This is a genomic window from Pseudomonas sp. MS19 (genome assembly GCF_013277615.1).
In the GTDB taxonomy this organism is placed as follows: Bacteria; Pseudomonadota; Gammaproteobacteria; order Pseudomonadales; family Pseudomonadaceae; genus Aquipseudomonas; species Aquipseudomonas marincola.
This window is the reverse complement of sequence record NZ_VBTO01000020.1, coordinates 40,288-66,294: the sequence shown is the minus strand read 5'-3', so window position 1 is coordinate 66,294 and position 26,007 is coordinate 40,288. Positions and strand designations below refer to the sequence as shown.

The window sequence follows — 26,007 nt, the reverse complement described above, 5'->3', positions numbered from 1 at the left end:
TAAAGCAACACACAAAAAAACCACCGGTTCAGGTGGTTTTTTTGTGTCCGCCGTTTGGCTTAGTGCGCAGTAGTACGCTTGATGTCGAGTGCCCAGCGCTCGTCATCGCGGAAGGCAATTAGCAGCAAGCTGGCCGCGAAGATAATCAGCGATGGGTAGAACAGCGCGTTGGAACCCTGCAAAAACCAGCCCCACGGATCTATTACCGAGCCCAGAACAGCCAGCAGCGTCAGGCCATTGAGCAGCGCTTGTAGCGGGTAGGTCCAGCGGCGTAGCAGCCCAATGACGATCAGCACGCCTATGGCGATCTGAATCACCCCCAACACCTGCATCGCACTTTCAGCCGTGAGCAGACCGAAATAGAACTTATTGGCGACGGCAACGCTGTGCGCAACATTGAATAGCTTATCGGCTCCCCAGATAACCAACAGCCAGCCGAGTGAGATGCGTAACAGTAATAACGTCCAGTGTTTCATGGCAATCAGCGCTCCAATGAGAATACTGCTGGAGTCTAATATAGGACTCTTCAGTCCTAAATAGATCGAATGGACTGTAACGTGGTGAACTGTAAGTTAATCTTTCGCTGGCCCTGAGCCGATCCTGATTATTCGCCTGATTCTCAGCCGTTTGCCAGAACCACGTCGAGTACGCGAATCTCAGCAGGTGTCGGGTAATGCCAGTGCACATCGAGATCCCAGAACTTCGCCCCGTAACGACGTTCGGGTTCCGGCGTCTGATAAGCGGGGCGCGGGTCCTGGGCCAGGCATTGTTCGATCAGCGCCACCAGCGGTTCACTCAGGCGCTGTGCGTGCAGCTGTGCTTGCTCAAGCGCGGGCTGACTCCAACTCACGGGCAGGAGACTGGGGGCCGCCGCAGCCATGTGATTGAATGCGCCAGGCACTTGGTCTGCGTAGGGTACATACGGCTTGATGTCGAGCACCGGCGTGCCATCAAGCAAGTCGATGCCCGACAGCCACAATTTGCCCGGCTCGACTTTCTCCAGCGCCACCACCGATTGGCCGATGCCGTTCGGGCGGTGCGTGGCCCGCGTCGCAAAAACGCCCATGCTTTGATTACCGCCCAAACGCGGCGGCCGGACCTTGAGGCGCGGCTTGTCTTCAAGGGCCTGATGGAAAACAAACAGCAGCCAGACATGACTCACCTGCTCAAGCCCCTGAATCGCTTCGGGCTGATCAAACGGCGCCACCAGTTCCAGCACCCCGCGCGCGGCAGGCGCCAGTTGCGGCTGGCGCGGAATGGCGAACTTCTCTTTGAAGCAGGAGCGCACAAAGCCGATGGGCGATACTGAGTAAGTCATGGAGGCGAGTCGCGGCAGATAGGTCGGCTATGGTAACCGCAACGCAGTGGCAGGTTAAATCCGCTGTGCCGCTGCGTTGATCACTGGTGCTGGTGAGGTTGGCGCCTCAGAGGCTGAAACCGCCGTCCAGTGGGATGACGTTACCGGTCATATAGGCACCAGCGGCACTCGCCAGACTAATCGCCAACGCTGCCATTTCCTCTTCGCGCCCCCAGCGTTTCATCGGGATGACGTCAACATCGGCGGCCATGGCGGCGCTGTCCTGTGCGATGTGTTTGGTCATCTTACTCGGGAAGCGTCCGGGTGCAATTACGTTGACGTTGATGTGCTCGCTGACCAGTTCGCGCGCCAGCATGCGTGACATCTGATGCAGCGCCGCCTTGCTCGGGCCATACGCCCAGGCATCTTCGCCAAATGAGCTGATGCCGGCCACCGAGCCGATATTGATGATACGGGCCGGGTTATCAGTGCAGCCGGCCTTGCGCAGCAGCGGCAACAATTGCTGGATGCAGCCGAACACCGAGGTCACGTTGAGTTGCATGACCTTATCCCAGCCTTTGGCCGGATAACTTTCCAGCGGCGCGCCCCACGTGGTTCCGGCGTTATTCACCAGAATGTCCAGTTGCGGGGTTATTTCGCCAATGGCGGCGGCAAAAGCCTGAATGCCTTCCTCGGTTGCAAGATTGGCAGCGATTGCGTGGCATTCGCCGAGAACGCTCAGCTCTGCCGCTGTGTCTGTGCAGGCTTGGGCGTCGCGGGCGCAAATGATTACCTTGGCACCTGCTTCGAGGTAGGCCTTGGCGATCATTTTACCGATGCCGCGAGTACCGCCAGTAACCAGCGCGGTGCGGCCTTGCAGCGAGAAGTACGGGTGCATGGCGAATCCTTGAAGGAGGAGAGAGCCATTACCCTAAACGTGCGCGGCCACCAAGGGAGGCACTATTGCGCACGTAAATGCAGGGTTATACAGAACCTAGTTCTGCTCGCGCAGTGCCAGGCCCTTGAGGAAATTGCGCAGGAACTGGTCGCCGCAGGTGCGGTAGTTGCTGTGGCCGAACTTGCGAAACAGCGCGCTCATTTCCGGCTTCGAAACCGGGAAGTCGACACTCTGCATGATCTGGTGCATGTCATCTTCCTTGAGCTCGAAGGCAACGCGCAGTTTCTTCAGGATGATGTTGTTGGTGATTGGCAGCTCGAAAGGTTGCGCCGGGCGACCGTCATCCTTGCCACGCTTGAAGTACACCAAGCCATCGAGAAAGTGCGCCATCAGCTCGTCATCACACAGGACGAAACCTTCCTCGTCTTCTTTCTTCAGCAGCAGGCTGACCTCATCGGCGGTGATGGTCTTGTTGCTCAGCTGAAAGATTTCGGCCAGCTCTTCATCATTGATGTTAAGCGTGTAGCGCAGGCTACGCAGTACGTCGTTATTGAGCATTAGGGTTCCTGATAATGGGAGAGCAGTAAATTGACATGACTGCGTTTAGAAGCGCTCTTTGGCTGCCAGATAGCGCCATTGGCCCGGCGGGACTTTGGACATGGGTACACCGCCCACACGGATGCGCTTGAAGCTCAGGACTTTCAGCCCGACTTCATTGCACATGAACACGATTTGTCCCGGAATCGGATTTTTCAGGGCAAAGCGCAAGCGAGTCTCGTTCTGCCAGCTGACCTTGCAGGGCGGCAACGCGTAGTTATTGAAGACCAGGCCATGATTGAGGCGCTTAAGATCGCGCTCGCTGAGCTGGCCGCTCACTTCAACCACATATTCCTGCTCCATCTTGACGATGTCGTCGCGCAGTTTGCGTTCGATACGCCAGTCCTGAGTCATCACGTGCTGGCCTTCTGCACCGGCTTGCAAGGGTATGCAGGACGTCAGATTGATCAGGTGGGCTTTCAGAGGGCGGATTTTCGAGGCGTCTTCGGCCCAGTGATTGGCCTGGCTGAGTTCTTCAACAAAACGCTCTGCACTGTTGTGCCCGGCCGGGATGTGAACCAGCAGCGTGACCGGATCTACCGGCGCGGCCACGGCATCGGGCAGTAACTCCACCAACTCGTCGGTGACTTTGACGTGCGGTACATCGACCACCTCGCCATTAACCGTCACCCAGCCTCCCTCAATGTACAACTCGGCTTCGCGGCGGGAGCAGCCGACCAGTTCGATCAGGCGTTTGGAAAGGCGTATTGGGTCGGTCATCAGGTAGTCATCGGCAAATTAATCCACCTATTGTAACTGCCCGCGACGGTTGTGTACGGATCAGCTGGCGGGTGGCAGCAAATACCCCGGCAGTTAATCCGTTTGCCAGCGAGTAAAGCGCTTTACATTGGCTTGGAGGATTCATCGGTTTGCCCGGCCGCGGCAATCGACCAATCGCCGCCCAGAGCCTTGTGCAGCAGCACGACCTGAGTGGCGGTATTCAGGCGGGCGACAACTTCGGCGTCTTCTATCGAGTTCTTCTGGCGCTGGGTGTCGAGCACGTTAAGGTGATTGATCATGCCCGAGCGATACAACGAGTCCGCCTTGTTCGAGGCGATCTGTGCTTGCTCGCTGGCCTGCTGAATCAACGCGTGATACTTCTGGCTGTTGCCGTACGCCGTCAGGGTGGTTTCGACCTCGTTGAAGGCCGAGTTGACTGTTTGCTGATAGCTCAGCGCCGATTGCTTGAAACCGGCTTCCTGCATTTCTACCAGCGCCTGGCTGCGCCCGCCGTCATACAGATTCCAACTGATACCCGCGCCGAGCATCCAGGCTTGTGAGCTGGACTTGAACAGATCATTGAAGTCGCTGGAGAGCAGGGCGGGGGAGCCGGTGAGGAAAATCTTCGGGTATTTGGCGGCGATGGCGGCGCCGACCTCTTCATTCTTGGCCGCCATTTCACGTTCGGCCATGGCGATGTCCTGGCGTCTTTTTAGAAGATCAGATGGCAGGCCGGTTGGAATCAGGGCGTTCATTTGCGGCAAGCGCTCAGGGCTGAAGTGCTTTTCAGTCTCGCCGATGTTCTCACCCAGCAGAATCGCCAGCCTGCCCATGTGCACACTCTTGGCCGTGTCCAGCATCGGCAGCGTGGCCTGGGTTGCGGCCAGCGCCGACTTGGCGTTGGCCACATCCATGGATGAGCCGTAGCCGTTGCGCTCAAGCGACTGCACCAGTTTGAGGGTTTCCTGTTGCTCGCTGATGTTGCGCTTGGCGATATTGATGCGCTCAACCGCCCCGCGGTATTGCAGGTAGTTGTTCACCACGTCGGCTGTGATCAGCGTGTTCATTGCGGTTTTCATGATTCGCGCCTGTTCCAGCCGGATGCTGCTGGCCTTGCTCAGGCTGTCTACGCGCCCGAACAGATCCATCTCCCAACTGGCACTGAGGCCTACGGTAAAAGCGTCCGGGTCGCGATCAGCAACTTTGATTTCACCGCCACCAAACTGGGCGGGCAATTGCACGCCACTCACCGCGTCACCCAATAACGGATCATTCTCACTGATGCGCAGATCGTAGTAGCCAGCTGTTAACGCAATGGTCGGCACTTTCATCGAGGAAATGACTTTGTGATAGGCCTGCGCCGCTTGAATTCGCTGGCTGACAATCTGCAAGCTGACGTTCTGGTTTTGCGCGCGAATCACCAGTTGATTGAGTTGCGGGTCATTGAACCGGGTCCACCAACTATTGCTGTTGGCCGGCGCAGTTGTCACCCCGGCGGTGTTCTGATTGAGATACAACTCGCTCACAGGCACGCTCGGCTTCTCGTAAGTTGGAGTCATCGAACAGCCACTCAGCAGCAGGGCGGTGGTCAGTGTGGTCAGCGCTAATTTAGTCATGGGTAATCACCTGGCGCGTGTCTTTCTCGGCATCAGGGTCGCGACCGAAAAACAGTTTGTAGAGAGCAGGCATGATGAACAGCGAGAGCACCGATGCCGCCGAGAGTCCGCCAATGATGGTGGCGGCCATCTGGTCAAACAGCCGGTCTGTGAGCAGTGGAATCATGCCCAGTGCCGTGGTCAGTGCCGCCATCGAGATCGCCATGGTGCGGTTCAGCGTGGCGCTCTTGATGGCCTCGCTCAAGGGCGTGCCAATGCTTCGCTCAAGCTCGATCTGATCCATCAGCACGATGCCGTTTTTGATGATCATGCCCGAGAGGCAAATCATGCCGACAATCGCCATGAAGCCGAAGGGTTTGTCGAGTAGCAGCAAGCTCCAGATGATGCCGATGAGGGCCAGCGGCAGGGTGATCAGAATGATGATGGGCTGGCGGTAAGCGCCAAACATGGCGACCAGAATAATCAGCATCAGCATCGAGGCTTTCGGTGTCTGCGTCATCAGGTCGTTGATCGAGCGATTCTCGTCGTAATACTCGCCGCCCCATTCCATGGTGTAGCCATCCGGTAACTCGATCGCCTCGATTTCATCCTTGAGCGTATTGCGCACATTCGAGGCCGTGTCGCCACTCACGCCGGCTTGCGCGGTGATGGCCGGCAGCCGGTTGTAGCGCCAGATCAGCGATTGTTCGCCGACTATTTCGATGTCATCCACCACTTGCCCCAATGGCACGCTGTGCGTGGCGATCAAAGAACGTACCGGAATGTTCTTGAAGTGCTCTAGCGATGCATTGGTGCTGCGCAACTTGATCGGCACCAGATCATCTTCATGGCGCAAGATGCCGATATCGACGCCTTCGGTTACCCGCGAAATGGCCAGAGCTATGTCTGTGCGGGTCACGCCTGCGAGCCGAGCTTCTTCCTGGTTGATTACAGGGCGCATCAATTTACTTTCCTGACGCCAGTTGTCGCGCACATATTTGGTGTGTTCATGCGCGCGAAAGATGTCTTGTGCCTGCTCCGAAAGCGTATGCAGAACCTTTGGATCGGGGCCGCTGAAACGGGCCTCGATGCTGTATTTGTCTTTGGTTGCGAGCTTCAAATCACGGAAGCGTGGCTCTGCATACGGGAACTCCTTGGCCAGCCATTTATCGCCGGCGACGATCAGGGGCGCGATGTCTTCGAAGGTTTTGGTGTTGATGAGTATCTGGCCGTAACTCGGATCAAGCGGCTCCGGCTCGACAGTCACCGAAAAGCGCGGGGCACTTTCGCCAACATAGCTGGAGATGCTGCTGACCTGGGGTTGCTTGAGCAGCCACTGCTCGATTTTCAGCATGTCTTCCGAGGTTTTTCCGATCCTTCCCCCATTGGGCAGCCAATAGTCGAGAAACACGATAGAGCGATCCGAGGAGGGCATGAAGTTGACACTCATCAGCGGGTACGCCAGCGCGGTTATCAGCAGAAAGGGCATCACATAAAGGATGGCTCGTTTAGGGTTATCAACCGTCCAGCCTACAGCTTTCTCATAGGCCAGCGCTGCTTTGCCAGGTGGTTTAGGCGTCGTATCCGCATCCGGTTTGATAAACATCCAACACATCAATGGGGTGATGATCATGGCAATCACCCACGACAGCAGCAGTGAACTGCACAGTACCTGCACGATCGACAATGAGAACTCTGCCGAGTCGGTCTTCGAGAACAGCACGGGTGTGGTGCCGAGCATGGCGATGAGTGTGGCGGCGAGCAGTGGCGTCGCCATTTCCTTGATGATTTGGCTCACCGCCTCGCTGCGTTCAATGCCCGCGCGAACCTTGGCCTGAAACAGATCGGTGATGACGATGGCGTTATCCACCAGCATGCCCAGTGCCAGAATGAACGAGCCGAGCGACACGCGCTGCAAGTCGACATCGTTGATATTCATGTAGATCAGGGTGAATACGATGTTTAACAGTAAGCTGATGCCGACAATCATGGCGCTGCGCCAGCCCATAAATATCAGCAGAACAGCGAAGACGATGACGATACTTTCGATCAGGTTGAGGCCGAAGTTATTGATCGACTTGTCGACTTCGTCGGGCTGGTAGGCGATGACGCCGACATTGGCGCCGAGCGGCAGCTCTGCCTGAAACTCGGCAAGCACGGCTTTCAAGTCATCGCCAATGTCCACCACGTTGATCCCTGACTCGGGGCTGACCGCCAGCGTTACAGCTTTCTGGCCGTTATACCGGCTCAGGGTGAATGCCGGGTCCTGATAATCCATGGTCACTTCGGCGACATCGCCAAGGCGGATAATCCCCGATTCACTGCCGTTGACTCCGGTGTGAATCAGCAGGTTCTTGATGTCTTCCAGCGAGCTGAAGTTACCGGTCTGTTCGACCCGCAAATTGCTGTTGCCGAGGTCGAAGTCACCAGAGACCACGGGCAGGTTCTGGCTGTTGAGCTGGTTGGAAAGCTCGGCGACTGAAATATTGGTGTCGGCTGTGCGTTCGTCAGACACGCTGATGTTGACCACTTGCTCGTGAACACCATGCAGCTGGACTTTCTTGATGCCGTTGACGGCCTTGATGCGACGTTGCAGTTCCCGCGCATAGTTCTTCATGTCGTGCATCGGAATGTCGTCGCCGTACACCGCGAAGACCATGCCGTACACTTCCGAGAACTCATCCTGAACGATGCTGATCTGCGCTTCGGCCGGCAGCTCCAGCTTGACGTCCTCGACCTTGCGCCGCAGCAAGTCCCACTGCTGGGGCAGTTCTTCGGAGGAAATGCTTTCCTTGAGGTCGATAAAAATCATCGAGCTGCCGGGGCGCGACAGCGAGCGTAACTTCCACTGGCTGCTCATTTCCTGCAGGCGGGTTTCGATTTTATCGGTCACCAGCTCTTCAACTTCCTTTGCGGTCGCGCCCGGATAAAGCGTGACGACAACGGCACTTTTGACGGTAAAGGACGGGTCTTCGAGCTTGCCCAGTTGGAAGTACGAAAAGATTCCGGCAAGCAGGCACAAGGAACTGAAAAAGATGACGAAGGTTTTCTGGCGCAGGGCAAAGGTCGATAAATTCATCACTGCTGAGCCTCCAGCAGATTGCCCACGGCGTCTCCTTCCTTGAGAAAGGCGCTTCCCGCCGTGACGATGGTATCGCCCGTGTCGAGCTCGCCGGTGACGCAAACCTGATTATGCCGTTGGCTAACGACCTTCACCGCAACATGCCTGGCATGGGCACTCACCAGTTTGACGACTTGGGTCTGGCCTTCGGTGCTCTTGATGGCGCTGGGTAGCAGGCAGAAGGCTTTTTCCAGTTGGGTGCTCAGGTCTACCTGCACATTCACAGCCTTGCCCGGAAACACGGTGGTGAGTTGCGTCGGGTCGAGCTTGAAGGTTACCGAGTAGGTGCGTTTGAGCGCATCGGGCAGGCTGGCGATCTCGGTGCTTTGCGCCTTGATTCCGGCGGGGTTGCCGTACCAGCTCACCAACCCGGCCATGCCCTTGCTGATGAGGCCGATCTTGCTCTCGGGCACGTCGACAATAGCCTTGAGCCGTTTCGGCTGGTGCACGGTCATTACCGTTATACCGGGGCGGGTTTGTTCGTGCTCATCAATCAGGCGCTGACCCACGACGCCATCGAACGGTGCCTTGAGCTGTGAGTAGCGCAGTGCGTCTTCGGCCTTCTTCAGTGCTTGCGCCGTGACATTAACGCCGGCGGCAGCTCGCGCCTGCGCACTGATGGCGCGGTCCAGGTTGATTGCCGCAATCGAATGGTCCTTGACCGCTGAACGGGTTCTGCGCAGCTCTACATTGGCAAGCCGGGCACTGGCTTTGGCTTCGCTGAGGCGGGCCTTCAGCTCGTCAACACTGACTTTAAAATCGTGTGGGTCGAGCTGCGCAATAACCTGGCCCTGTTTAACGGCATCGCCTTCCTTGAACAGAATTTTGTCGACTGTGCCGGGCACCCGGAAGGCCAGATTGGCCATTTGCTGGGCTTCGATTACGCCATTGAATTGCAGCGATTGGTTGGAGTTCTGATCGGAAAGCTTGACCACATTGACGGGGCGGCCGGGGGAGGTGTCTGCGGCTTCGTCGCCAGCGCCGCAACCGGTGAGAGACAGTCCGCACGTTAGGAGCACTAATAAGGATATTTTCGAGTGCGAACTGCACATAGCTACATCTCCCTGAGTCTGTATGTTTATGGAACAACAGCCTAATGGAGATTAATCGTTGGATAATCCGGCTAGGATTCCGAACAGTGTCCTGACAAGCAGGACAATCACTTAATCATCGGAATTTGTTCGAGCAGGTATTCAATCAGCAGGCGGGAGGCAAAGGATTGGCCGGTCCGGCTTGGATACACCAGCCAGATATTTTCCAGCTGCATTTCGTAGGCGGGCAGCACTTCGACTAACTCTCCTTCAGCCACGTGCTTGTGCGCGATTATTTCCGGCAGCAGCGCGATACCCGCACCCTGGAAAACCGCGTGGCGGATGTAGTTGGAGTTGTTCGAGATCAGTCGGCTTTCGATACTGATTTCTGCCTGTTTGAACCGCCAGAGGTTTTCCAGCTGACCACTTGGCCAGCGCAGCATGATCAGGTTGTGCTGGTGCAGGTCCTCGAGTGACCGCGGCGCTCCGTAACGTGCAATGTAGTCGGGGCTCGCGTAAAGCTTGCGGATGAACGAGGCGATAGGGCGGGCGATGAAGCTGGTGTCGCTGATCGGGCCGACATGAATCGCCATGTCGAGGCCGTAATTCATGATGTCGTAGTAACCCAGATTACTCAGGTGGGTTTCGATGCTGATGTTCGGGTAGCGCGTCAGAAAGTCTTGCAGCACCCAGTGAATCAGAATGTCTGATTCGGTGAGCAGGCCGATCTTGATCTTGCCGGTCGGATTTTGATTTTGAGTGCGGATCGAGTCGTTGGCGTGTTCAAGCCCAGGGATGATTTCCTGCAGGCTGGTCAGGTAGCCCTGGCCAATCGGGGTGAGGGTCAGGCGGCGGGTCGTGCGGGTGAAGAGTTTGCCTTGCAGTGCGGATTCGAGGTCGTTGATGCGCCTGCTGATATTCGAGCGAGGCAAGTTCAGGGCGTCGGCCGCAGCGGTGAAGCTGCCTAATTTGGCGACGAGCATGAACAGTTTCAGGTCCTCGATGCGCATCAGTCTTTCATCCTTGTAAGCTGGGGCTTTGCCACCCTAACAAAAAAAGCCGCTGATCACAGCGGCTTTTGGATGCAGCACTGAGGTTAACCGCCCAGGTACGCGTCCCGTACTTTCGGGTTGGTCAGCAGCTCCTGGCCACTGCCTTCCATGACAATACGGCCGTTCTCCAGAACGTAGCCACGATCGGCGAGTTTCAATGCCTGGTTGGCATTTTGCTCGACCAGAAACACCGTTACACCGTCCTTGCGCAGTTGTTCGATGATGTCGAAGATCTGCTGAATGATGATCGGTGCCAGGCCCAGTGATGGCTCGTCAAGCAGCAACAGCTTGGGTTTGCTCATCAGCGCGCGGCCAATCGCCAGCATTTGCTGCTCACCACCGGACATGGTGCCAGCGCGTTGCTCGAAGCGTTCCTTAAGGCGCGGGAACAGGTGCAGCACCTTGTCCATTTGCGTTTGGAAGTCTTCTTTTTCAGTGAAGAAACCGCCCATGGCGAGGTTTTCTTCAACGGTCAGACGGGCAAACACACGGCGGCCCTCAGGTACCACGGCAATACTCTTGCGCATGATGTTCGGGGTGTCCATGCCAACCAGTTCTTCACCCTGATAACGGATGCTGCCGCTGGTGGCCTGCGGATTACCACAAAGGGTCATCAGCAACGTCGACTTGCCTGCGCCGTTGGCGCCGATCAGGGTGACGATTTCACCCTGACGCACTTCAACATTGACGTCGTGCAGCGCCTGAATCTTGCCGTAGAAGGTCGAGACGTTTTCGAAATAGAGCATTACGCTTCCCCCAGATAGGCTTTGATTACGTCCGGGTTATCGCGGATCTGCTCCGGGGGTCCGTCTGCCAAAGGCGTGCCCTGATTGATCACGAAAATGTGGTCGGAGATGCTCATCACCAACTTCATGTCGTGTTCGATCAAAAGCACCGTTACGTTGTGCTGATCACGCAGCACGCCGATCAGGGCTTTGAGGTCGTCGGTTTCGCGTGGGTTGAGGCCCGCCGCCGGTTCGTCGAGCATGAGGATGCTGGGGCGCGTCATCATGCAGCGGGCGATTTCCAGGCGACGCTGCTGGCCGTAGGCGAGGGTACCGGCAGGGCGGTTGGCAAACTCGGTCAGGTTGACCTGCTCCAGCCAATGCGCAGCATATTCCATGGCCTCACGTTCGCTCTTGCGAAACGCCGGGGTCTTGAGCAGGCCAGCCAGAAAGTTGGTGTTGAGGTGGCGGTGTTGCGCCACCAGCAAGTTTTCAACGGCGGTCATGTCCTTGAACAGGCGCACGTTCTGGAACGTACGCACCACGCCCTTGCGCGCAATCTTGTGGCCCGGCAGGCCTTCGATTTGCTCGCCATTAAGGCGGATGCTGCCGCTGGTGGGCTGATAAAAACCGGTGAGGCAGTTGAATACCGTGGTTTTGCCGGCGCCGTTAGGGCCGATCATCGACACCACTTGTTTTTCTTGCACGGACAGATTCACGCCGTTGACGGCCAGCAGGCCGCCAAAACGCATGGATAAGCCGCTTACTTCTAGAATCGGGCGGCTCATTGTTTCAGCTCCAGGTGCGGGCGCTGCATGGGCAACAGGCCCTGCGGACGCCAAATCATCATCATTACCATCAGGGCACCGAAGAACAACATGCGGTACTCGCTGAACTCGCGCATCAGTTCAGGCAGGAGGATCATCACGATCGCGGCCAGAATGACCCCGAGTTGTGAGCCCATGCCGCCAAGAACCACGATGGCGAGGATGATTGCCGATTCAATGAAGGTGAACGATTCCGGTGTCACCAGGCCTTGGCGGGCGGCGAAGAAGCTGCCGGCAAAACCTGCGAAACTGGCGCCGAGGGTGAAGGCTGAAAGCTTGATCACGGTCGGGTTCATGCCCAGTGCGCGGCAAGCGATTTCATCTTCACGCAGGGCTTCCCACGCGCGGCCGATTGGCATGCGCAGCAAACGGTTGATCACGAACAGGGTCACCAACACCAGCAGCAGGGCGATCAAGTACAGAAAGATAACCTTGTTGATCGACTGGTACGCGGTGCCGAAGAACTCGTGAAAGGTTTGCATGCCTTCAGCGGCTTTACGCTCGAACGACAGGCCAAACAGTGTTGGTTTGTCGATGTTGCTGATGCCGTTCGGGCCGCCGGTAAGCTCGGTCATGTTGCGCAGCAGGATACGGATAATTTCACCGAAGCCCAGCGTCACAATCGCCAGATAGTCGCCGCGTAAACGCAGAACCGGGAAGCCGAGAATGAAGCCGAAGAACGCTGCCATCAGGCCGGCGATTGGCAAACATACCCAGAAGCCCAGGCCGTAGTAGTGCGACAGCAGCGCGTAGCTGTAGGCGCCCACTGCGTAGAAACCAACGTAACCGAGGTCGAGCAGGCCCGCCAGACCCACCACGATGTTCAGGCCGAGGCCGAGCATGACGTAGATCAGGATCAGGGTAGCGATGTCCACCGCGCCACGCGAACCGAAGAACGGCCACGCCAGCGCCACTAACACCAAGCCCAGAATGATCCAGCGTTGGGTCGAAGGCAGGGTCAGGAAGTTGGTCGCCTTGCTTGGAACAGCCGGCAACTTCGGTGCATGTGACCAGGCGGAGCTGATCTGATCGCGGAACAACTGCCAGAAGAACATGGCAATGGCGCAACCGGCGATGGTCCAGAGAACCGCAGGGCTGGCATTGTGCACTTCAAGCTTGATGCCGACGGTGGTCAGTTTCAGTCCCAGCACCGGATAGGCCACGGCCACCACCAGCAGGGCACTGAAGAATGCCGTCTTGAGGTTTTTTGTGATTGCCGAACTCATACCTTTTCAACCTCCGGACGACCCAAAATGCCAGTCGGGCGGAACAGCAACACCAGCACTAACAGGCTGAATGCCACAACGTCTTTGTATTGGTCACCGAAAATATCGGCACCAAAGGCCTCAGCAACACCGAGTACCAAGCCGCCGAGCACTGCGCCAGGAATACTGCCGATACCGCCCAATACTGCTGCGGTGAAGGCTTTGATACCGGCCAGGAAGCCCAGGTGCGGGTTGATCACACCGTATTGCAAGCCCAGCAGCATGGCGGCCACAGCAGCCAGCGCCGCACCAATCACGAAGGTCAGAGCGATGATGTTGTTGGTGTTGATGCCTAACAGGTTGGCCATCTTCAAATCTTCAGCACAGGCGCGGCACGCACGGCCCAGGCGGGAGCGGGAGATGAACCAGGTCAGGCCAACCATCACCAGGAACGTGACGATGAAGATCAGCACCTGCATATAGGAGATAACCACGCCGTTCATGCTGTTTTCACCGAACACGAAGTTACCGGGCAGCAAGTTGGGAATGGCTTTGTCTTTGGAGTCCTGCGCCAGAAGTACTTCGTTTTGCAGGAATATCGACATACCAATCGCGGAAATCAGGGGAATCAAACGGTTGCCACCGCGCAAGGGCCGGTAGGCGACTCGTTCAATACTGTAGCCATAGGCACTGGCCACAATAATGCTGGCAGCAAATCCTGCGATCAGCACAACGGGCAGACTATGGATGCCAAACATGGCAAGACCGGCAACTACGATGAACACCACGTAAGAGCCAATCATGTAAACCTCGCCGTGGGCGAAGTTGATCATGCCGATGATGCCGTAGACCATGGTGTAGCCGATGGCGATCAGAGCATAGGTGCTGCCAATGGTCAGGCCATTAACCAGCTGTTGCAGGTAGTGATACAGATCAGGCATTGCCTAACTCCTGGGTCGTTGCGTAAAGCATCGCTTGTGGCGCCGCGCAAGACCGGGATTCTTCTAATAAACAAAGCCCACTGCGGATGCAGTGGGCTTTGGGTTCGGACAGGTGAGGCTTATTTAGCTTCGGTTTTTGTACCGTCCTGGTGCCATTCGTAAACCACGAAGCTGAAGTCCTTCAGATCGCCCTTCTCGTCGAAGGAAAGTTCACCGGTTGGGGTCTTGAAGCTGTTGGCGCGCAGTGCAGCTGCAACCTTGTCGGTGTCAGTGCTACCGGCTTTCTCGATACCGCCAGCGATCACTTGTACCGCAGCGTAAGCTGGGAATACGAATGGGCCGGTTGGGTCTTCGTTCTTGGCTTTGAAAGCATCAACCAATGCCTTGTTGGCTGGGTCCTGGTCGAAAGACTTCGGCAGGGTAACCAGCAGGCCTTCGGAAGCCGGGCCAGCGATGGCCGAGATTTCCTTGTTGCCCACGCCTTCCGGACCCATGAACTTGACCTTCAGGCCTTTCTCAGCCGACTGACGCAGCAGCAGGCCCAGTTCTGGGTGGTAACCACCGTAGTAAACGAAGTCCACGCCCGCTTGCTTGAGCTTGGAGATCATCGAAGAGAAGTCTTTGTCGCCGGCGTTGATGCCTTCGAACACGGAAACCTTCACGCCTTTGCTTTCAAGCGTCTGCTTGACGGCAGTGGCGATGCCTTCACCGTACTGCTGCTTGTCGTGGATTACTGCAACGTTCTTCGGCTTGATGTGATCAGCGATGAAGTTACCAGCAGTCGGGCCTTGCAGGCTGTCGAGACCGATGGTGCGGAAGATCAGCTGATAGCCACGCGAGGTGATGTCCGGGCTGGTCGAAGCCGCGGTGATCATCAGGATGCCTTCGTCTTCGTAGATGTCAGACGCTGGCTGAGTGGAGCTGGAGCACAGGTGGCCAACCACGAACTTGACTTCGTCGTTGACGATTTTGTTAGCAACAGCAACGGCTTGTTTCGGGTCGCAAGCGTCGTCATAAACCACGCCTTCGAGTTGAGCGCCGTTTACGCCGCCAGCCTTGTTGATTTGTTCGATGGCCATTTTAGCGCCAATGAACTGCATTTCCCCGTATTGAGCAACGGCACCAGTAACCGGACCCGCCAGACCGATTTTAATGGTGTCGGCAGCCATGGAGTAGCTAGCTGCGCCAGCCAGTGCCATTGCTGCGAACAGCTTGGTAATTTGCTTAGTTGCCTTGTTCATAATGCTCCACTCTTATGTTTGTCGTTGTTGTAGTTCTTGCGGCCAAAGCTGCAGAACCGGGTTGAACTCCCCGGCCATACCCCCGGCAACTGTACCGGTACAGTGTAGAGCGCGAGTTCGCGCCTTGAAAAGCTAGGTTTTGGGGGCAAAACGAGAAGATGTCGCTTTAATGCAATAAATGTATAGAAAAACGGCGTGTCCTGATGCGCAGATTGGACGTCAGGCGACTTGGTCGACGTTATCATGATGCCGATCAATTTCGGCAAACAATTCAAGGCCCACCATGACTGAACAACCTAGCACCCTCTATGCCAAACTGCTCACTGAAACTGCATCTATCAGTTGGCAAGAATTACAGCCCTATTTTGCCAAGGGTGTTCTACTCTGGGTGGATGGCTCAGCGGACTTGGTGGCCGTCGCCGAGGCGTTGGCCGAGAACGAACATGGCAAGGTTCGCCAATGGCTTGAAAGTGGTGTTCTGAGCAAGATGGAAGACAGTTGTGCAGAAGATCTGGCCACGCGCGACCCGCAACTTTGGGCGGTGGTCATAGTCCCATGGGTGTTGGTGCAGGAGCGCGTGCAAGCGTCTACTGCGCACTAAAGCGGTGCGTTGACGGTCTCTTTTGTGGCCGCGTCAAAAACTTAGTTAGGGAGTTCGAACATGTTCAAGCCGGGACATTTGCATCGCGTTAACCGCGACGAGGCCGACGGCCAGCCTGTTTACAGCGTCGACTTGTACTACCACATCAAGTTTTTGCCGGATGGCAATCGCAAGTTGGTCATGACCATGTTGGGCAATGTGGCCGGCGAGGCCTTTCAGGAAGAGTTCGAGCTGAGCAAGGAAGAAGCCCCCAATTTTGGCAGTGTCGCCAGCCGGATCGCGCAAAAGTACGGCTTGCCGACCCAGACAGGTCTGATCGCCAAGAACCACGATGAATACGATCAGATCTTCGCCGACATTCGCTCAAAACTAGAAGCGCCGGAGCCTTTACCGGTCAGCGCTGCACCCGCCATGACAGTGGATCGTTACATTCCCGGCCACTTGCATCGGGTGAATCTGGTGGCGACCAAAGACCGGCCGGCATTCAACGTCGATATTTATTACGATGTGGTGCAAGACCCGGCGGAAGGCAAGATGCTGCATATCGAATTGATCGGTCAGGTGTCGGGCACCTCATTTGAAGAGTCGTTCAAACTGCATAGCGATACGGCATACAACTTTGCCAGCGTGATTACCCGCGCCGCGCACAAGCACGGGATTCCGGTGAACCAGAGCCTGATCATGCGCAATCACAAGGAATACGACCTGATGTTTGCCGACATTCGCAAGCGCCTGGATTTGCACGCAGGCGATCCGATCAATCTCGATCATCTGGACAGCGACGGACTCTGATCGCCGGATGCTGGGTTGGCCTCAGTTGCTGACCCAGCGTTGGCGTATCCAGCCACTGAACGCATCGACGCCAAGCACCAGAATCAGCATGGCGATGATCACGCTTGAAGCCTGTGCTTCCTGAAACAGGCTGAGGTGGAAGTAGAGCATCTGGCCCAGCCCACCTGCGCCGACAAAGCCGAGCACGCTGGCCATGCGGATATTATTTTCCCAGCGGTACAGGGTGTAGGCGATGAGTTGTGGCCACACCTTGGGCAACGTCCCATAACAGAACGCGACCAGCTTTGAACCACCCGCCAAGCGGATTGCCTGTGCCGGTTCATCCGGTGTGTTCTCCAGTGCTTCGGCAAACAGCCGGCCTAGTACGCCCGCCGTGTGCAGGGCCAATGCCAGGGTGCCGGCATTGGGGCCAAGACCAGCCGCGAGCACGACCAGCGCGGCCCAGACCAATTCCGGAATCGCCCGCAGGGCGTTCAGCAGCAGCCGGCTGCCATTGAGCGCCAGCCAGCCAAAGCGTCCCGCCGCAGGCAGTGCCAACAACAGGCCCAGAATTGCCGCAAGCAAGGTGCCGATGGATGACATGGCCAGAGTTTCCAGCGCGCCTTTGCCGATGGCGCACCAGTGTTCGGCTGAAAAATCAGGGCTGAAAAAGCCGTTGGCGTAACTGGCCATCTGGCTCAGACCATCAGCAGCGAACAGCAGGCGCAGATCAATGTTGAGGTATTGGAACGACGTCACCACTGCAATCAACAGCAAGGCGATCAGGCCATAATTGACTGCGTACTTCATTGCAGCCTCGCCCGCAGCACACGGCTCAGTTGATCGGCGAGTAACACCAGCAGCAGGAAGGTCAGCAGCATGCTGGCGACTTCACCGCCGGCAAACATGCGCAACGACAAATCAATTTGCTGGCCCAGCCCTCCGGCTCCGACAAAACCCATGACGACCGAGGCGCGCACCGCGCATTCCCAGCGATACACGGTGTACGAGAGCATTTCGGCAGAGGCATTGGGCAGCACGCCGTAGGTGAAAGCCAGCAGACGCGGGCTGCCGGCGACCAGCAAGGCCCGGCTTGGGCGTGGGTCGACCGACTCGAAAATTTCCGCGTAAACCTTGCCAAGCATGCCGCTGTAGGTAATCGCAATCGCCAGCACCCCAGCAGTCGGACCCAGGCCAACGGCGCGCACGAAAAGCAATGCCCACACCACCTCTGGCACGCTGCGCAGCAAGATAAGCACGCCACGTACTGGCCAGCGCAGCGCCTGCGACCACCACGCCGGACGCCCGTTACGGTGCGCAGCAGACAACGACAGCGCGCGGCTGGCAAGCAGTGAGCAGGGAATGGCAAGCAGCAAGGCTAGCGCCATGCCGGCAGTGGCGATGGCCAGGGTTTCGAGTGTGGCCTTGAGCAGAATCTGTAGAAACTCGGGATCATGCGCCGGCGGCCAGAAACCGCTGAGGAACTGGCCCATGGTTTTGCTGTTTTCAGGATCGAACAACACCGCCAGATCAACTTCGCTGAGCCTGATACCCGGCCACAGCAGCACGATTGCCAACAGCGTCAGGCCTAACCGGGGCAGTGCAGCCGGATCGCGATCGTGGGCTTTCAGCATCGTGGAATCTGAATCACGGTGGGTGTCTGCACAGTAATGCTCGGCTCGGGCTGCAGCTGTTCATTGGCGTACAGTGCGTCGAGTTGCGCCTGGCTGATCTGCTCGCTTGGCAGGTCAAAAACAATGCGTCCGGCGCGCACGCCGATTACCCGTGGGAAATGCGCCATGGCCAGATCCACCGCATGCAGGCTGGCGAGCAGGGTGACGCCACGGGCGGCCGCTTCACTGCTGAGCACGCTGAGCGTATGGCCGGCCAGAACCGGGTCCATTGCCGACACGGGTTCATCGGCGAGGATGATTTGCGGGCTTTGGTAAAGCACGCGGGCGATACCGACACGTTGTAATTGACCACCGGAAAGCTGGTCGCAACGCTCAAACAGTTTGTCTGCCAGATCCAGCCGTGCCAACGCCGCTTTGGCGCCGCTGATGTCGACTGGATAGAGCAGGTTGAGCAAGCTCTTGAAGGCCGACCACTCACCGAGTTTGCCGGCAAGAATCGCCGTTACCACGCGTTGGCGCGGCGGCAAAGGCGGCGCCTGATGGATCAGGCCTATACGCGCACGCAGGCGCTGGCGTTGGCGAGTGCCGATTTGCCAGGGCTGTTGTTCGAGCAGGCTGATTGCGCCGCTGGTGGGCTGCAAGCTGGTGGCAAGCAAACGCAGCAGCGTGGTTTTACCCGCACCGGAGGGGCCGATAATCGCGACACGCTCAGCCGGTTTTACCCGTAAATCAATATCACTGAGCGCAACGTGACCATTGGCGTGGGTAACACCCACGCCTTCAAGCGTTAAATTCACTTCAACAGGCCGGCTGCGCGCGCTGCTTCCTCAATGCCTGCATAGTTCTCAGGCTTGGTTTCGATAAAGCGGCTGGCGGCTTGCAGATCCAGAATGGCTTTCTGCTCCGGGTTAGCCGGGTCCAGCGCGAGGAACGCGGCCTTGATTTTGGCTTGCAGGGCTGGATCGAGAGTGCCGCGAACGGTCCAGTTGTAATCGTAGTAAGTCGGGGTCGTGGCGATCACTTTGACTTTAGTGGTGTCGACCTTGCCAGTCGCAACCAGTTTGTCCCACACCGATGCGTTGAGCACGCCGCCATCGGCCTTGCCAGCCTGGACCCAGGCGGCGGTGGCATCGTGAGCGCCCGAGTAGGCAACGCGGCTGAAGAATTCTTCCGGTTTGATCCCGTCTTTAAGCATGAAGTAGCGCGGCATCAGGCTGCCGGAAGTCGAGGAAACCGAACCGAAGGCGAAGGTCTTGCCTTTGAGGTCTTTAACCGATTTCACGGCAGGGTCGGCGCTGATGAATTTGCTGGTGAACTCGGCGTCCTGCTCACGCTGCACCAGTGGCACGGCGTTACCGGTTTTCAGGCGGGTCTGCACGAAGGTGAAACCACCCAGCCAGGCCATGTCGAGACGGTCGGATGCCAGCGACTCAACCACCGCGGCGTAGTCGGCTACCGGCACAAACTCGACCTTCATGCCAAGTTGTTGTTCAAGGTAGGCGCCCAGTGGTTTGAACTTGCGCAGCAGTTCGGTTGGGGCTTCATCGGGAATGGCCGAGACGCGCAAAACATCAGCAGCGTTGGCGAAAACAGCAGAGAGCGACAGGGCGATACCTGCAGCGAGTACAAAAGTACGCTTGATCATGACGGGTTCTCCGGTTCAATAGCGGGGAAAGCGGGCGAATTATAGAGGTAATTGCCAAGCAATGGGCGCGCGCAGCATACCGTGTTGCAGGTTTATCGGTGATAAATGTTTAGCAAAACTGCGCATGCGCGGCTGAGGCCACTGCTGATGCGCGGAGAATGTGCCCCGTTGGATACCAAGCCGTCTAGTTGACGTGCATTGCTGCGGGCTACTGCGCCAGCGCCTGACCCCACACCGCAAACTCATTACCGCTGGGTTCGGTGAAGTGAAAACGGCGGCCACCGGGGAAGCTGTAAATCGCTTTGTTGATCTGCCCGCCAGCTGTACTGACCTTGTTCAGTGTCGCTTCCAGATCATCGCTGTACAGCACCAGCAGCGCGCTGCCGTTGGCGGTGGTGGCGGCCATATCGGCGCGATAAAAGCCACCGTCCAGGCCGCGTCCTGAGAACGCGCAATAGTCCGGGCCGTAATCGTCGAAGGCCCAGCCGAATGCGCGATTGAAGAACGCTTTGGTTGCTTCAAGATCGCGCGCGGCAAACTCGACGTAATTGATTGTCTCGTGGCTGGGCATTTCAGCTCCTTTGGCTGAGCGTATGAAGGTCTTGTCAGTAAAGGGTATTTTTCTTCAATCCGCACGCGCGCAAGGCCGTTACCGTGAGTGCCTGATAACCACGAGTGAGGGCTGTGTATGAGTATCTGGGTGTCGATGGCCGCATTTGCGCTGGCCTCATCAATCACACCGGGGCCGGTGAATATCGTTGCGCTGAGCGCGGGCGTGCAGTTTGGACTGCGGGCCAGCTTGCGCCATGTAACCGGCGCCACGGTTGGCTTCTGCCTGTTGCTGGTGTTAATCGGGTTGGGGCTGCACGAGGTGTTGCGCGCCTGGCCGCCGCTGACCCGGTTCATTCAGTTGGGCGGCGTGGCTTTCTTGTTGTTCATGGCCTTCAAACTTGCGGTCGATGATGGACAGATCAGGCGTGACGAGAAGGCGAGTGCGCCCTCAATGCTCTATGGCGCGACGTTGCAGTGGCTCAACCCCAAGGCATGGATGGCCTGCGTTGCCGGCATGGGCTTGTTTGTTGAAGAGGGAAATTTGCGTCAGGTTGCCGAGTTCAGCCTGATTTACTTCGCGGTCTGTTATGTCTCGATTGCCTGTTGGGCAGTGGCGGGCAGTTACTTGCGCGGCGTACTTGAAACACCGGCGGCAATGCGTCTGTTCAACCGGCTGATGGCAGCTCTGTTGGTAGCCTGCTGCGTGTATTTGCTGCTCAGTTGATTCAGCCGCGATATTGCCCCGGCGTCGCCGCGAGGTGCTGTTTGAAGGTGCGTTGCAGGTGAGCCTGATCGGCAAAACCGGCGGCCAGCGCCGCTTCGGCAATTACCTCACCGCGTTGCAGTAAACGCTGCGCCAGTTGCACGCGTTGATTGGTCAGATACGCGTGCGGAGTCATCCCGAAATGCTGGGCAAAGGCGCGGATCAGGTACGAGCGTGAAAGCCCCGCGACAGCACAGATTTGCTCAAGGCTCAGTGGCTCGGCGCAATGGGCCTGGATATAGTCGGCGGCGCATTGCAGCTTTGCATGCACGGCAGATGTGAGTTCAGCGCCTGGCTCATTTGCCGTCAGTTCGGCGTGCATTTGCACAAAGAACTGCTCGGCGGCGGTGTATTTTTGCGCTGTGCTCAGCGCCGCGTCAGTTAACTGCATATACAGCTGGTTCAGCGCGCTAAACAGCTGTTGTGAGTGCGTAAGAATCGGCTTGTAAGGTTGAAAACAGTGCGCGGCCGATGAGTCGAGCTGCGCCTGTATGGCGGCCAGCCATTGGCAGTCGACGTAGAACATCCGGTACGACCAAGGTTCGCCATCAATCGGATTGCAGGCATGCACCACCTGCGGATTCATCAACACCACGCAGCCTTCGCTGATTACTTGCTGCTGGTCACCGCTGATGTAGGTGCACTGGCCCGAGGTGATGGCGCCGATTGAAAAGTGCGCATGCGCGTGGCGCGCATAACAGACCTTGCGGCCATCGAGAATTGACCGCGCCTCGATAAAGGGCAGCGCTGCGGCTCGCCAGAATGTCGGCACGGTCAGGCTCATGGCGCTTACTCGGCAATCGCGGCAATAACCGACACTTCAACCAGCAGTTCCGGGCTGGCCATACTCGCCTCGACACAGGCGCGGGCTGGCGCGAAGCCTTCTGGAACCCAGCTGTCCCACACGCTGTTCATACCGGCGAACAAGCTCATGTCCTTGATGTACAGCGTGGCGGAAAGGATGTGCTTGCGGCTGCTGCCAACCGATTCCAGCAGCGCATCGACCTTGGCCAGCATGGTCCGGGTTTGTTCCTCAATGCCCGCCGTGCGGTCTTCTGCAACCTGGCCGCAGAGATAGGCAGTGTTGTTGTGGACGACTACGCGGCTCATGCGGGCAGAGGTTTCGTGACGGCTGATGTTCATGGGATTCCTTATTTTTAAGCAGGGTCAATCAAGGCCACAGATGGCGATTTACACCAGTATTCTGCAGGCCTGCGAGCCCCTAGTCTAATCGGCAAACAGGGTGAATGACGAACCGGCTTTGGGTTTAAGATAAGCCCTCGCCAACCATGGAGTCATTTATGTCTGGGTCGCTGCCTGCTGTAGCTTTTGCCGGAATAGGCCTGATGGGCCTGCCAATGACCCGCCGCTTGCTTGCGGCGGGCTATCCGTTGACGGTGTGGAATCGCTCGCCGGACAAATGCCAGCCGCTGCTTGAAGCCGGTGCCCGCGCCGTCAACAGCCCGGCCCAGCTGTGTGACGATGCCGAGATCATCATGCTGTGTCTGGCCGATACAAGCGTGGTGCGCGAGGTGGTATTTGGCCCGGGCGGCATTGTCGAGAATGCCAAGCCCGGCCAGTTGCTGGTGGACTTTTCCAGCCTTGAGCCCAGCGCAACCCGGCAGATGGCCGCCGAGCTTGAGCAGCGCACCGGCATGCGCTGGGTTGATGCGCCAGTATCTGGCGGTACGCCTGGCGCTGAAAACGGTACGCTGGCGATCATGGCCGGTGGCCGCGTGGAGGACATCGAACGGGTGCGGCCGCTGCTCGATAATGTAGGTCAGCGTCTCACGCGTATGGGCGATGTTGGCGCCGGGCAGGTGACCAAGGTCTGCAACCAGATGATCGTCGCCTGCAACGCGCTGGTGATCGCCGAGGTTGTGGCCTTGGCGGAAAAGTCGGGTGTCGATGCCACGCTGATTGCCTCGGCGTTGGCGGGCGGTTTCGCCGACTCAAAGCCACTGCAGATTCTCGCACCGCAGATGGCCAGCAGCGAGTTTGAGCCGATCAAGTGGCATGTGCGTACACTTCTCAAAGACCTCGATACAGCGGTCAAATTATCCCGCGAGACCGCGTCGTCAACGCCCGCGACTGGCCTGGCTGCACAACTGATGCGCCTGCATGCCAGTCAGGGCAACGCGGCGCGAGACCCCTCCACCCTGATTGAAATGTACCGGGAGCCGAAGGCATGAAAATCGCTGCAAACCTGTCGATGATGTTTACCGAAGTCCCGCTGATCGAGCGCATTCTGGCTGCTCGCGTGGCTGGCTTTGACGGTGTCGAAGTGCAGTTCCCGTATGAAGTCCCGGCAATTCGCTTCAAGGAGGCGCTGGAGCGTGCAGACATGCCGCTGGTACTGATCAACTTGCCAGCCGGTGATTTCATGGATGGCGGCGCTGGTCTTGCCGCCGTGCCGGCACGCCAGGCCGAGTTCGATGCGGCGCTGGAGCAGACGCTGAGCTACGCCGCGATGGTGCGTCCGGCCTCGGTGAATATCTTGCCGGGACGCCTTGCTCAGGGCGTCAGTCGTGAGCAGGCACTGGCCACTCTGGGCGCCAACCTGCGCAAGAGTGCCGAGGCCTTTGCACAGCTGGGCATTAAACTGGTCGCAGAGGCGATCAATCCGCTGGATATGCCAGGCTTTCTGATCAACACGCCGGAGCATCTGGATGAGTTGATTCGTCTGGTTGATCATCCCAACTTCATGGCTCAGTACGACCTGTATCACATGGCGCGGCAGGGCATTGCGCTGGACGCCGGGATTGCCTTGTTGGCCGGGCGAATTGGCCACGTGCAATTTGCCGATTGTCCGGGACGCGGAGCGCCTGGGACCGGTGAGGTCGACTTTGCACCGGCAATGGCGGCGCTCAAAGCCAGTGGTTATCAGGGTTGGATCGCGGCGGAATATCGTCCCGGCGATGCGGGCACGGCGGCGAGTCTGGGGTGGTTGGCTGGGTGGCGCGAAACCCTCGTCAGCTAAGCCTGCTGCGTTTACTGGGTTGAGGCGACCACGCTCACATTGCCGGCCTCGACCCGATTACGTCCCAGCGCCTTGGCGCGATACAGGCGCTGATCGGCTTGCTGGATCAGTTCGTCAAGGTTTTGCCCCTTTTGCCATTGGGCCACCCCGAAGCTTGCGGTGAACGACACCTCAGGCGTTATCGGCGTATTGGCGATCAGGCTGCGCAGTTTTTCAGCCATGCTGCTGGCTTGCGAAAGATCGGTGTGCGGCATCAATAACAGGAACTCTTCACCGCCCCAACGGCAGAGGCTGTCCGCTTCGCGCAGGTGCTGCTGGAGCAGCTCGCTGAGGCAGGCCAGGGTTTGATCGCCAACCTCGTGACCGTATTGGTCGTTAATGGCCTTGAAGTGATCGATATCAAAAAACAGCAGGCTCAGAGCAAAGTCGTAGCGCTCGGCACGGCGGATTTCGATGTTGGCGACTTCCTCCAGCTTAAGGCGATTCCACAAGCCGGTAAGGCGATCGGTATTGGCCAGTTTTTCCAATTGCTGGTTGGTTTTCAGCAGTTCGTGCTCAACCTCTATTCGCGCGGACACCTCGCGACGCAGGCGGCCGGTGAGTCGCGCCAAACGCAAGGCAAAAGCGCCCACCAGCAATAAAACCAACAGGCTGGCAGCGAGCAAGGCATACAAGCGGCTGTAATCGACGGGTTCTTTGTGGTGATAAATGAATTGCTCAAGGTCGAGCGGACCATCGGCCATGCCCAGCTCTTTATAGCTGGCGGCGATGGTTTTCCAGCGACCCGGGTTCATGTGCCCGATTTGTACCAGTTCCGGCATCACCAGCTCGCGGATTGCCTCGGCTTCAAAGCGCAGGTGCTCAAGGCTCTTGTTTGGCGCGTATTGCGCGTGGATAACCGCAATCGTTTCTTCGATATGATCCAGCGCGTATTGCCAGCCCTGCAAGCTCGCACGAACAAAAGCGTCGACCATCTCCGGGCGTTGCTCGATCAGGGCTGTGCGCGTGGTAAGGATGTCGTTATAGAAGTTGACCCCGTATTCGCGGGGCCGGATCAGCCGGTACGGCACACCTTGTTGCTCGAGCCAGAAGGGCTCGTTGGTGCTGTAGCCGTCGTAGGCATCAATCTTGTGATCGATAAGGTCCTGTGGATTGAAACTGGCGTTGGTGATGTTCAGGTTGTTGAGGCTTATCCCTTCGCGCAACAGGGTCAGACGTAGCTCGGCACTTTCTGGCAAGGGCAGCAGCATCAGGCGCTTATCGGCAAGGTCTAGCGGCGTGAAAATATTTGAGTCCGCCAGCACAATCCAGGCGCTGGGTGAGCTTTGCATGATCGCCGCCAGTGCAACCACCGGCTTGCCTTGCATATGTGCGATTACCAGCCCACTGTTGGCGATGGCAAAGTCGCTTTCACCGGAGAGCATGCTGTCGATGGCTTTGGGCGCATTCGGCCCACCCTCAACGATATCCACATCCATGCCGGCCTCGCGATAGAAGCCTTTTTCCTTGGCCATGTAATAGCCGGCAAACTGAAATTGGTGCAGCCAGCGGAGTTGCAGGCGAATAGGTTCTGCAGCGGCGAGAGGCGATGTCAGACAACAGAGCAGGGCTGTTGTGATAATCAGCAGATTCCCGAGCTTGGTCGCTCGGCAGAAGCGGCGTATCGCGCTCATGGATTCCTTTCGCAATCGGCGAGTGTCGAGTACTGGTGTGCAGTGTGCCATCAAATGGGCATCATCTGAAAGCCAAGTGTAGAACACCCGCGCCTGTACTCGAGTCCGTTTGCTTGAACCTTGTAAAGAGACAGTCTC

At 57.6% G+C, this 26,007-nt stretch carries 27 protein-coding genes; 5 read left to right on the top strand and 22 right to left on the bottom strand.

Going from position 1 to position 26,007, the window contains the following annotated elements; genetic code table 11:
• Window positions 1-59 precede the first annotated feature (59 nt).
• The 14 genes from FEZ62_RS19700 to FEZ62_RS19635 form a co-directional block, all read right to left on the bottom strand.
• Complete coding sequence (locus FEZ62_RS19700; protein WP_172929536.1) at window positions 60-476, bottom strand: DoxX family protein; 417 nt, start codon at window positions 474-476, stop codon at window positions 60-62.
• A gap of 143 nt (window positions 477-619) precedes the next feature.
• Window positions 620-1,318, bottom strand: coding sequence for a tRNA (N6-threonylcarbamoyladenosine(37)-N6)-methyltransferase TrmO (gene tsaA / locus FEZ62_RS19695; protein ID WP_172929535.1), 699 nt, complete (start codon window positions 1,316-1,318; stop codon window positions 620-622).
• Window positions 1,319-1,424: 106 nt separating this feature from the next.
• Window positions 1,425-2,195 carry an SDR family oxidoreductase gene (locus FEZ62_RS19690; protein WP_172929534.1) on the bottom strand — a complete coding sequence of 257 codons (771 nt, stop codon included), beginning with the start codon at window positions 2,193-2,195 and terminating at the stop codon, window positions 1,425-1,427.
• A gap of 96 nt (window positions 2,196-2,291) precedes the next feature.
• Window positions 2,292-2,753, bottom strand: a complete 462-nt coding sequence (locus FEZ62_RS19685; protein ID WP_172929533.1) for a DUF1456 family protein — start codon at window positions 2,751-2,753, stop codon at window positions 2,292-2,294.
• Between the two features lie 45 nt (window positions 2,754-2,798).
• Window positions 2,799-3,512 carry an rRNA pseudouridine synthase gene (locus tag FEZ62_RS19680; protein ID WP_172929532.1) on the bottom strand — a complete coding sequence of 238 codons (714 nt, stop codon included), beginning with the start codon at window positions 3,510-3,512 and terminating at the stop codon, window positions 2,799-2,801.
• Window positions 3,513-3,634: 122 nt separating this feature from the next.
• Entirely contained in the window at window positions 3,635-5,128 is a 1,494-nt protein-coding gene (locus FEZ62_RS19675; RefSeq protein WP_172929531.1) for an efflux transporter outer membrane subunit, read from the bottom strand.
• Window positions 5,121-8,186: an efflux RND transporter permease subunit gene (locus tag FEZ62_RS19670; protein ID WP_172929530.1), complete on the bottom strand. Its 3,066-nt coding sequence runs from the start codon at window positions 8,184-8,186 to the stop codon at window positions 5,121-5,123. The genes FEZ62_RS19675 and FEZ62_RS19670 overlap by 8 nt, the downstream gene beginning before the upstream one ends.
• A complete protein-coding gene (locus FEZ62_RS19665) occupies window positions 8,186-9,280 on the bottom strand; it encodes an efflux RND transporter periplasmic adaptor subunit (RefSeq protein ID WP_172929529.1) in 1,095 nt (364 codons plus the stop codon). Before FEZ62_RS19665 ends, FEZ62_RS19670 begins: the two co-directional genes overlap by 1 nt.
• Before the next feature lie 107 nt (window positions 9,281-9,387).
• Window positions 9,388-10,269 (bottom strand): LysR substrate-binding domain-containing protein, encoded by an 882-nt coding sequence (locus FEZ62_RS19660; RefSeq protein ID WP_069901467.1) that lies wholly within the window; start codon window positions 10,267-10,269, stop codon window positions 9,388-9,390.
• Window positions 10,270-10,355: 86 nt separating this feature from the next.
• Entirely contained in the window at window positions 10,356-11,057 is a 702-nt protein-coding gene (locus tag FEZ62_RS19655) for an ATP-binding cassette domain-containing protein (protein ID WP_172929528.1), read from the bottom strand.
• Window positions 11,057-11,824, bottom strand: a complete 768-nt coding sequence (livG, locus tag FEZ62_RS19650) for a high-affinity branched-chain amino acid ABC transporter ATP-binding protein LivG (protein WP_172929527.1) — start codon at window positions 11,822-11,824, stop codon at window positions 11,057-11,059. Before livG ends, FEZ62_RS19655 begins: the two co-directional genes overlap by 1 nt.
• The gene (locus FEZ62_RS19645; protein ID WP_172929541.1) at window positions 11,821-13,077 is read right to left on the bottom strand and encodes a high-affinity branched-chain amino acid ABC transporter permease LivM; all 1,257 of its coding nucleotides are present in this window, start codon (window positions 13,075-13,077) and stop codon (window positions 11,821-11,823) included. The genes livG and FEZ62_RS19645 overlap by 4 nt, the downstream gene beginning before the upstream one ends.
• An 8-nt stretch (window positions 13,078-13,085) precedes the next feature.
• Window positions 13,086-14,009: a high-affinity branched-chain amino acid ABC transporter permease LivH gene (livH, locus tag FEZ62_RS19640; RefSeq protein ID WP_069901470.1), complete on the bottom strand. Its 924-nt coding sequence runs from the start codon at window positions 14,007-14,009 to the stop codon at window positions 13,086-13,088.
• Between the two features lie 119 nt (window positions 14,010-14,128).
• Entirely contained in the window at window positions 14,129-15,250 is a 1,122-nt protein-coding gene (locus FEZ62_RS19635) for a branched-chain amino acid ABC transporter substrate-binding protein (protein WP_090513532.1), read from the bottom strand.
• A 283-nt stretch (window positions 15,251-15,533) separates the two neighbouring features.
• On the opposite strand from FEZ62_RS19635, the gene FEZ62_RS19630 reads away from it, so the two are divergent.
• Window positions 15,534-15,851: a DUF2288 domain-containing protein gene (locus tag FEZ62_RS19630; protein WP_172929526.1), complete on the top strand. Its 318-nt coding sequence runs from the start codon at window positions 15,534-15,536 to the stop codon at window positions 15,849-15,851.
• A 60-nt stretch (window positions 15,852-15,911) separates the two neighbouring features.
• Window positions 15,912-16,643: a DUF5064 family protein gene (locus tag FEZ62_RS20955; protein WP_345940458.1), complete on the top strand. Its 732-nt coding sequence runs from the start codon at window positions 15,912-15,914 to the stop codon at window positions 16,641-16,643.
• A gap of 21 nt (window positions 16,644-16,664) precedes the next feature.
• Here the strand turns inward: FEZ62_RS20955 and phnE are convergent, their stop codons facing one another.
• The 5 genes from phnE to FEZ62_RS19595 all read right to left on the bottom strand — a co-directional run bounded on the left by phnE (window position 16,665) and on the right by FEZ62_RS19595 (window position 20,472).
• Window positions 16,665-17,432 carry a phosphonate ABC transporter, permease protein PhnE gene (gene phnE / locus FEZ62_RS19615; RefSeq protein ID WP_172929525.1) on the bottom strand — a complete coding sequence of 256 codons (768 nt, stop codon included), beginning with the start codon at window positions 17,430-17,432 and terminating at the stop codon, window positions 16,665-16,667.
• Window positions 17,429-18,256 carry an ABC transporter permease gene (locus FEZ62_RS19610; protein ID WP_069901474.1) on the bottom strand — a complete coding sequence of 276 codons (828 nt, stop codon included), beginning with the start codon at window positions 18,254-18,256 and terminating at the stop codon, window positions 17,429-17,431. The genes phnE and FEZ62_RS19610 overlap by 4 nt, the downstream gene beginning before the upstream one ends.
• Window positions 18,250-19,053 (bottom strand): ATP-binding cassette domain-containing protein, encoded by an 804-nt coding sequence (locus tag FEZ62_RS19605; RefSeq protein WP_172929524.1) that lies wholly within the window; start codon window positions 19,051-19,053, stop codon window positions 18,250-18,252. The genes FEZ62_RS19610 and FEZ62_RS19605 overlap by 7 nt, the downstream gene beginning before the upstream one ends.
• Window positions 19,050-19,901 carry a putative selenate ABC transporter substrate-binding protein gene (locus FEZ62_RS19600; RefSeq protein ID WP_069901476.1) on the bottom strand — a complete coding sequence of 284 codons (852 nt, stop codon included), beginning with the start codon at window positions 19,899-19,901 and terminating at the stop codon, window positions 19,050-19,052. Before FEZ62_RS19600 ends, FEZ62_RS19605 begins: the two co-directional genes overlap by 4 nt.
• 208 nt (window positions 19,902-20,109) lie before the next feature.
• Window positions 20,110-20,472, bottom strand: coding sequence for a VOC family protein (locus tag FEZ62_RS19595; RefSeq protein WP_172929523.1), 363 nt, complete (start codon window positions 20,470-20,472; stop codon window positions 20,110-20,112).
• 117 nt (window positions 20,473-20,589) lie between these two features.
• Here FEZ62_RS19595 and FEZ62_RS19590 point away from each other — a divergent pair, with 117 nt between their 5' ends.
• Window positions 20,590-21,177, top strand: coding sequence for a LysE family translocator (locus FEZ62_RS19590; protein WP_172929522.1), 588 nt, complete (start codon window positions 20,590-20,592; stop codon window positions 21,175-21,177).
• Between the two features lies 1 nt (window position 21,178).
• Here FEZ62_RS19590 and FEZ62_RS19585 read toward each other — a convergent pair whose 3' ends face one another.
• Together FEZ62_RS19585 and FEZ62_RS19580 are read right to left on the bottom strand one after the other, a co-directional pair.
• On the bottom strand, window positions 21,179-22,000 hold the full coding sequence (locus tag FEZ62_RS19585) for an AraC family transcriptional regulator (RefSeq protein ID WP_172929521.1): 822 nt from the start codon (window positions 21,998-22,000) through the stop codon (window positions 21,179-21,181).
• Window positions 22,001-22,005: 5 nt separating this feature from the next.
• Window positions 22,006-22,359, bottom strand: coding sequence for a RidA family protein (locus tag FEZ62_RS19580; protein ID WP_069901480.1), 354 nt, complete (start codon window positions 22,357-22,359; stop codon window positions 22,006-22,008).
• 158 nt (window positions 22,360-22,517) lie between these two features.
• Between FEZ62_RS19580 and FEZ62_RS19575 the strand changes: the two genes are divergently transcribed.
• Both FEZ62_RS19575 and FEZ62_RS19570 read left to right on the top strand, forming a co-directional pair.
• Window positions 22,518-23,408, top strand: coding sequence for an NAD(P)-dependent oxidoreductase (locus tag FEZ62_RS19575; protein WP_172929520.1), 891 nt, complete (start codon window positions 22,518-22,520; stop codon window positions 23,406-23,408).
• Window positions 23,405-24,196, top strand: a complete 792-nt coding sequence (locus FEZ62_RS19570) for a TIM barrel protein (RefSeq protein ID WP_172929519.1) — start codon at window positions 23,405-23,407, stop codon at window positions 24,194-24,196. The genes FEZ62_RS19575 and FEZ62_RS19570 overlap by 4 nt, the downstream gene beginning before the upstream one ends.
• Before the next feature lie 11 nt (window positions 24,197-24,207).
• Here the strand turns inward: FEZ62_RS19570 and FEZ62_RS19565 are convergent, their stop codons facing one another.
• On the bottom strand, window positions 24,208-25,869 hold the full coding sequence (locus tag FEZ62_RS19565) for a GGDEF domain-containing protein (protein WP_172929518.1): 1,662 nt from the start codon (window positions 25,867-25,869) through the stop codon (window positions 24,208-24,210).
• Between the last annotated feature and the right edge of the window lie 138 nt (window positions 25,870-26,007).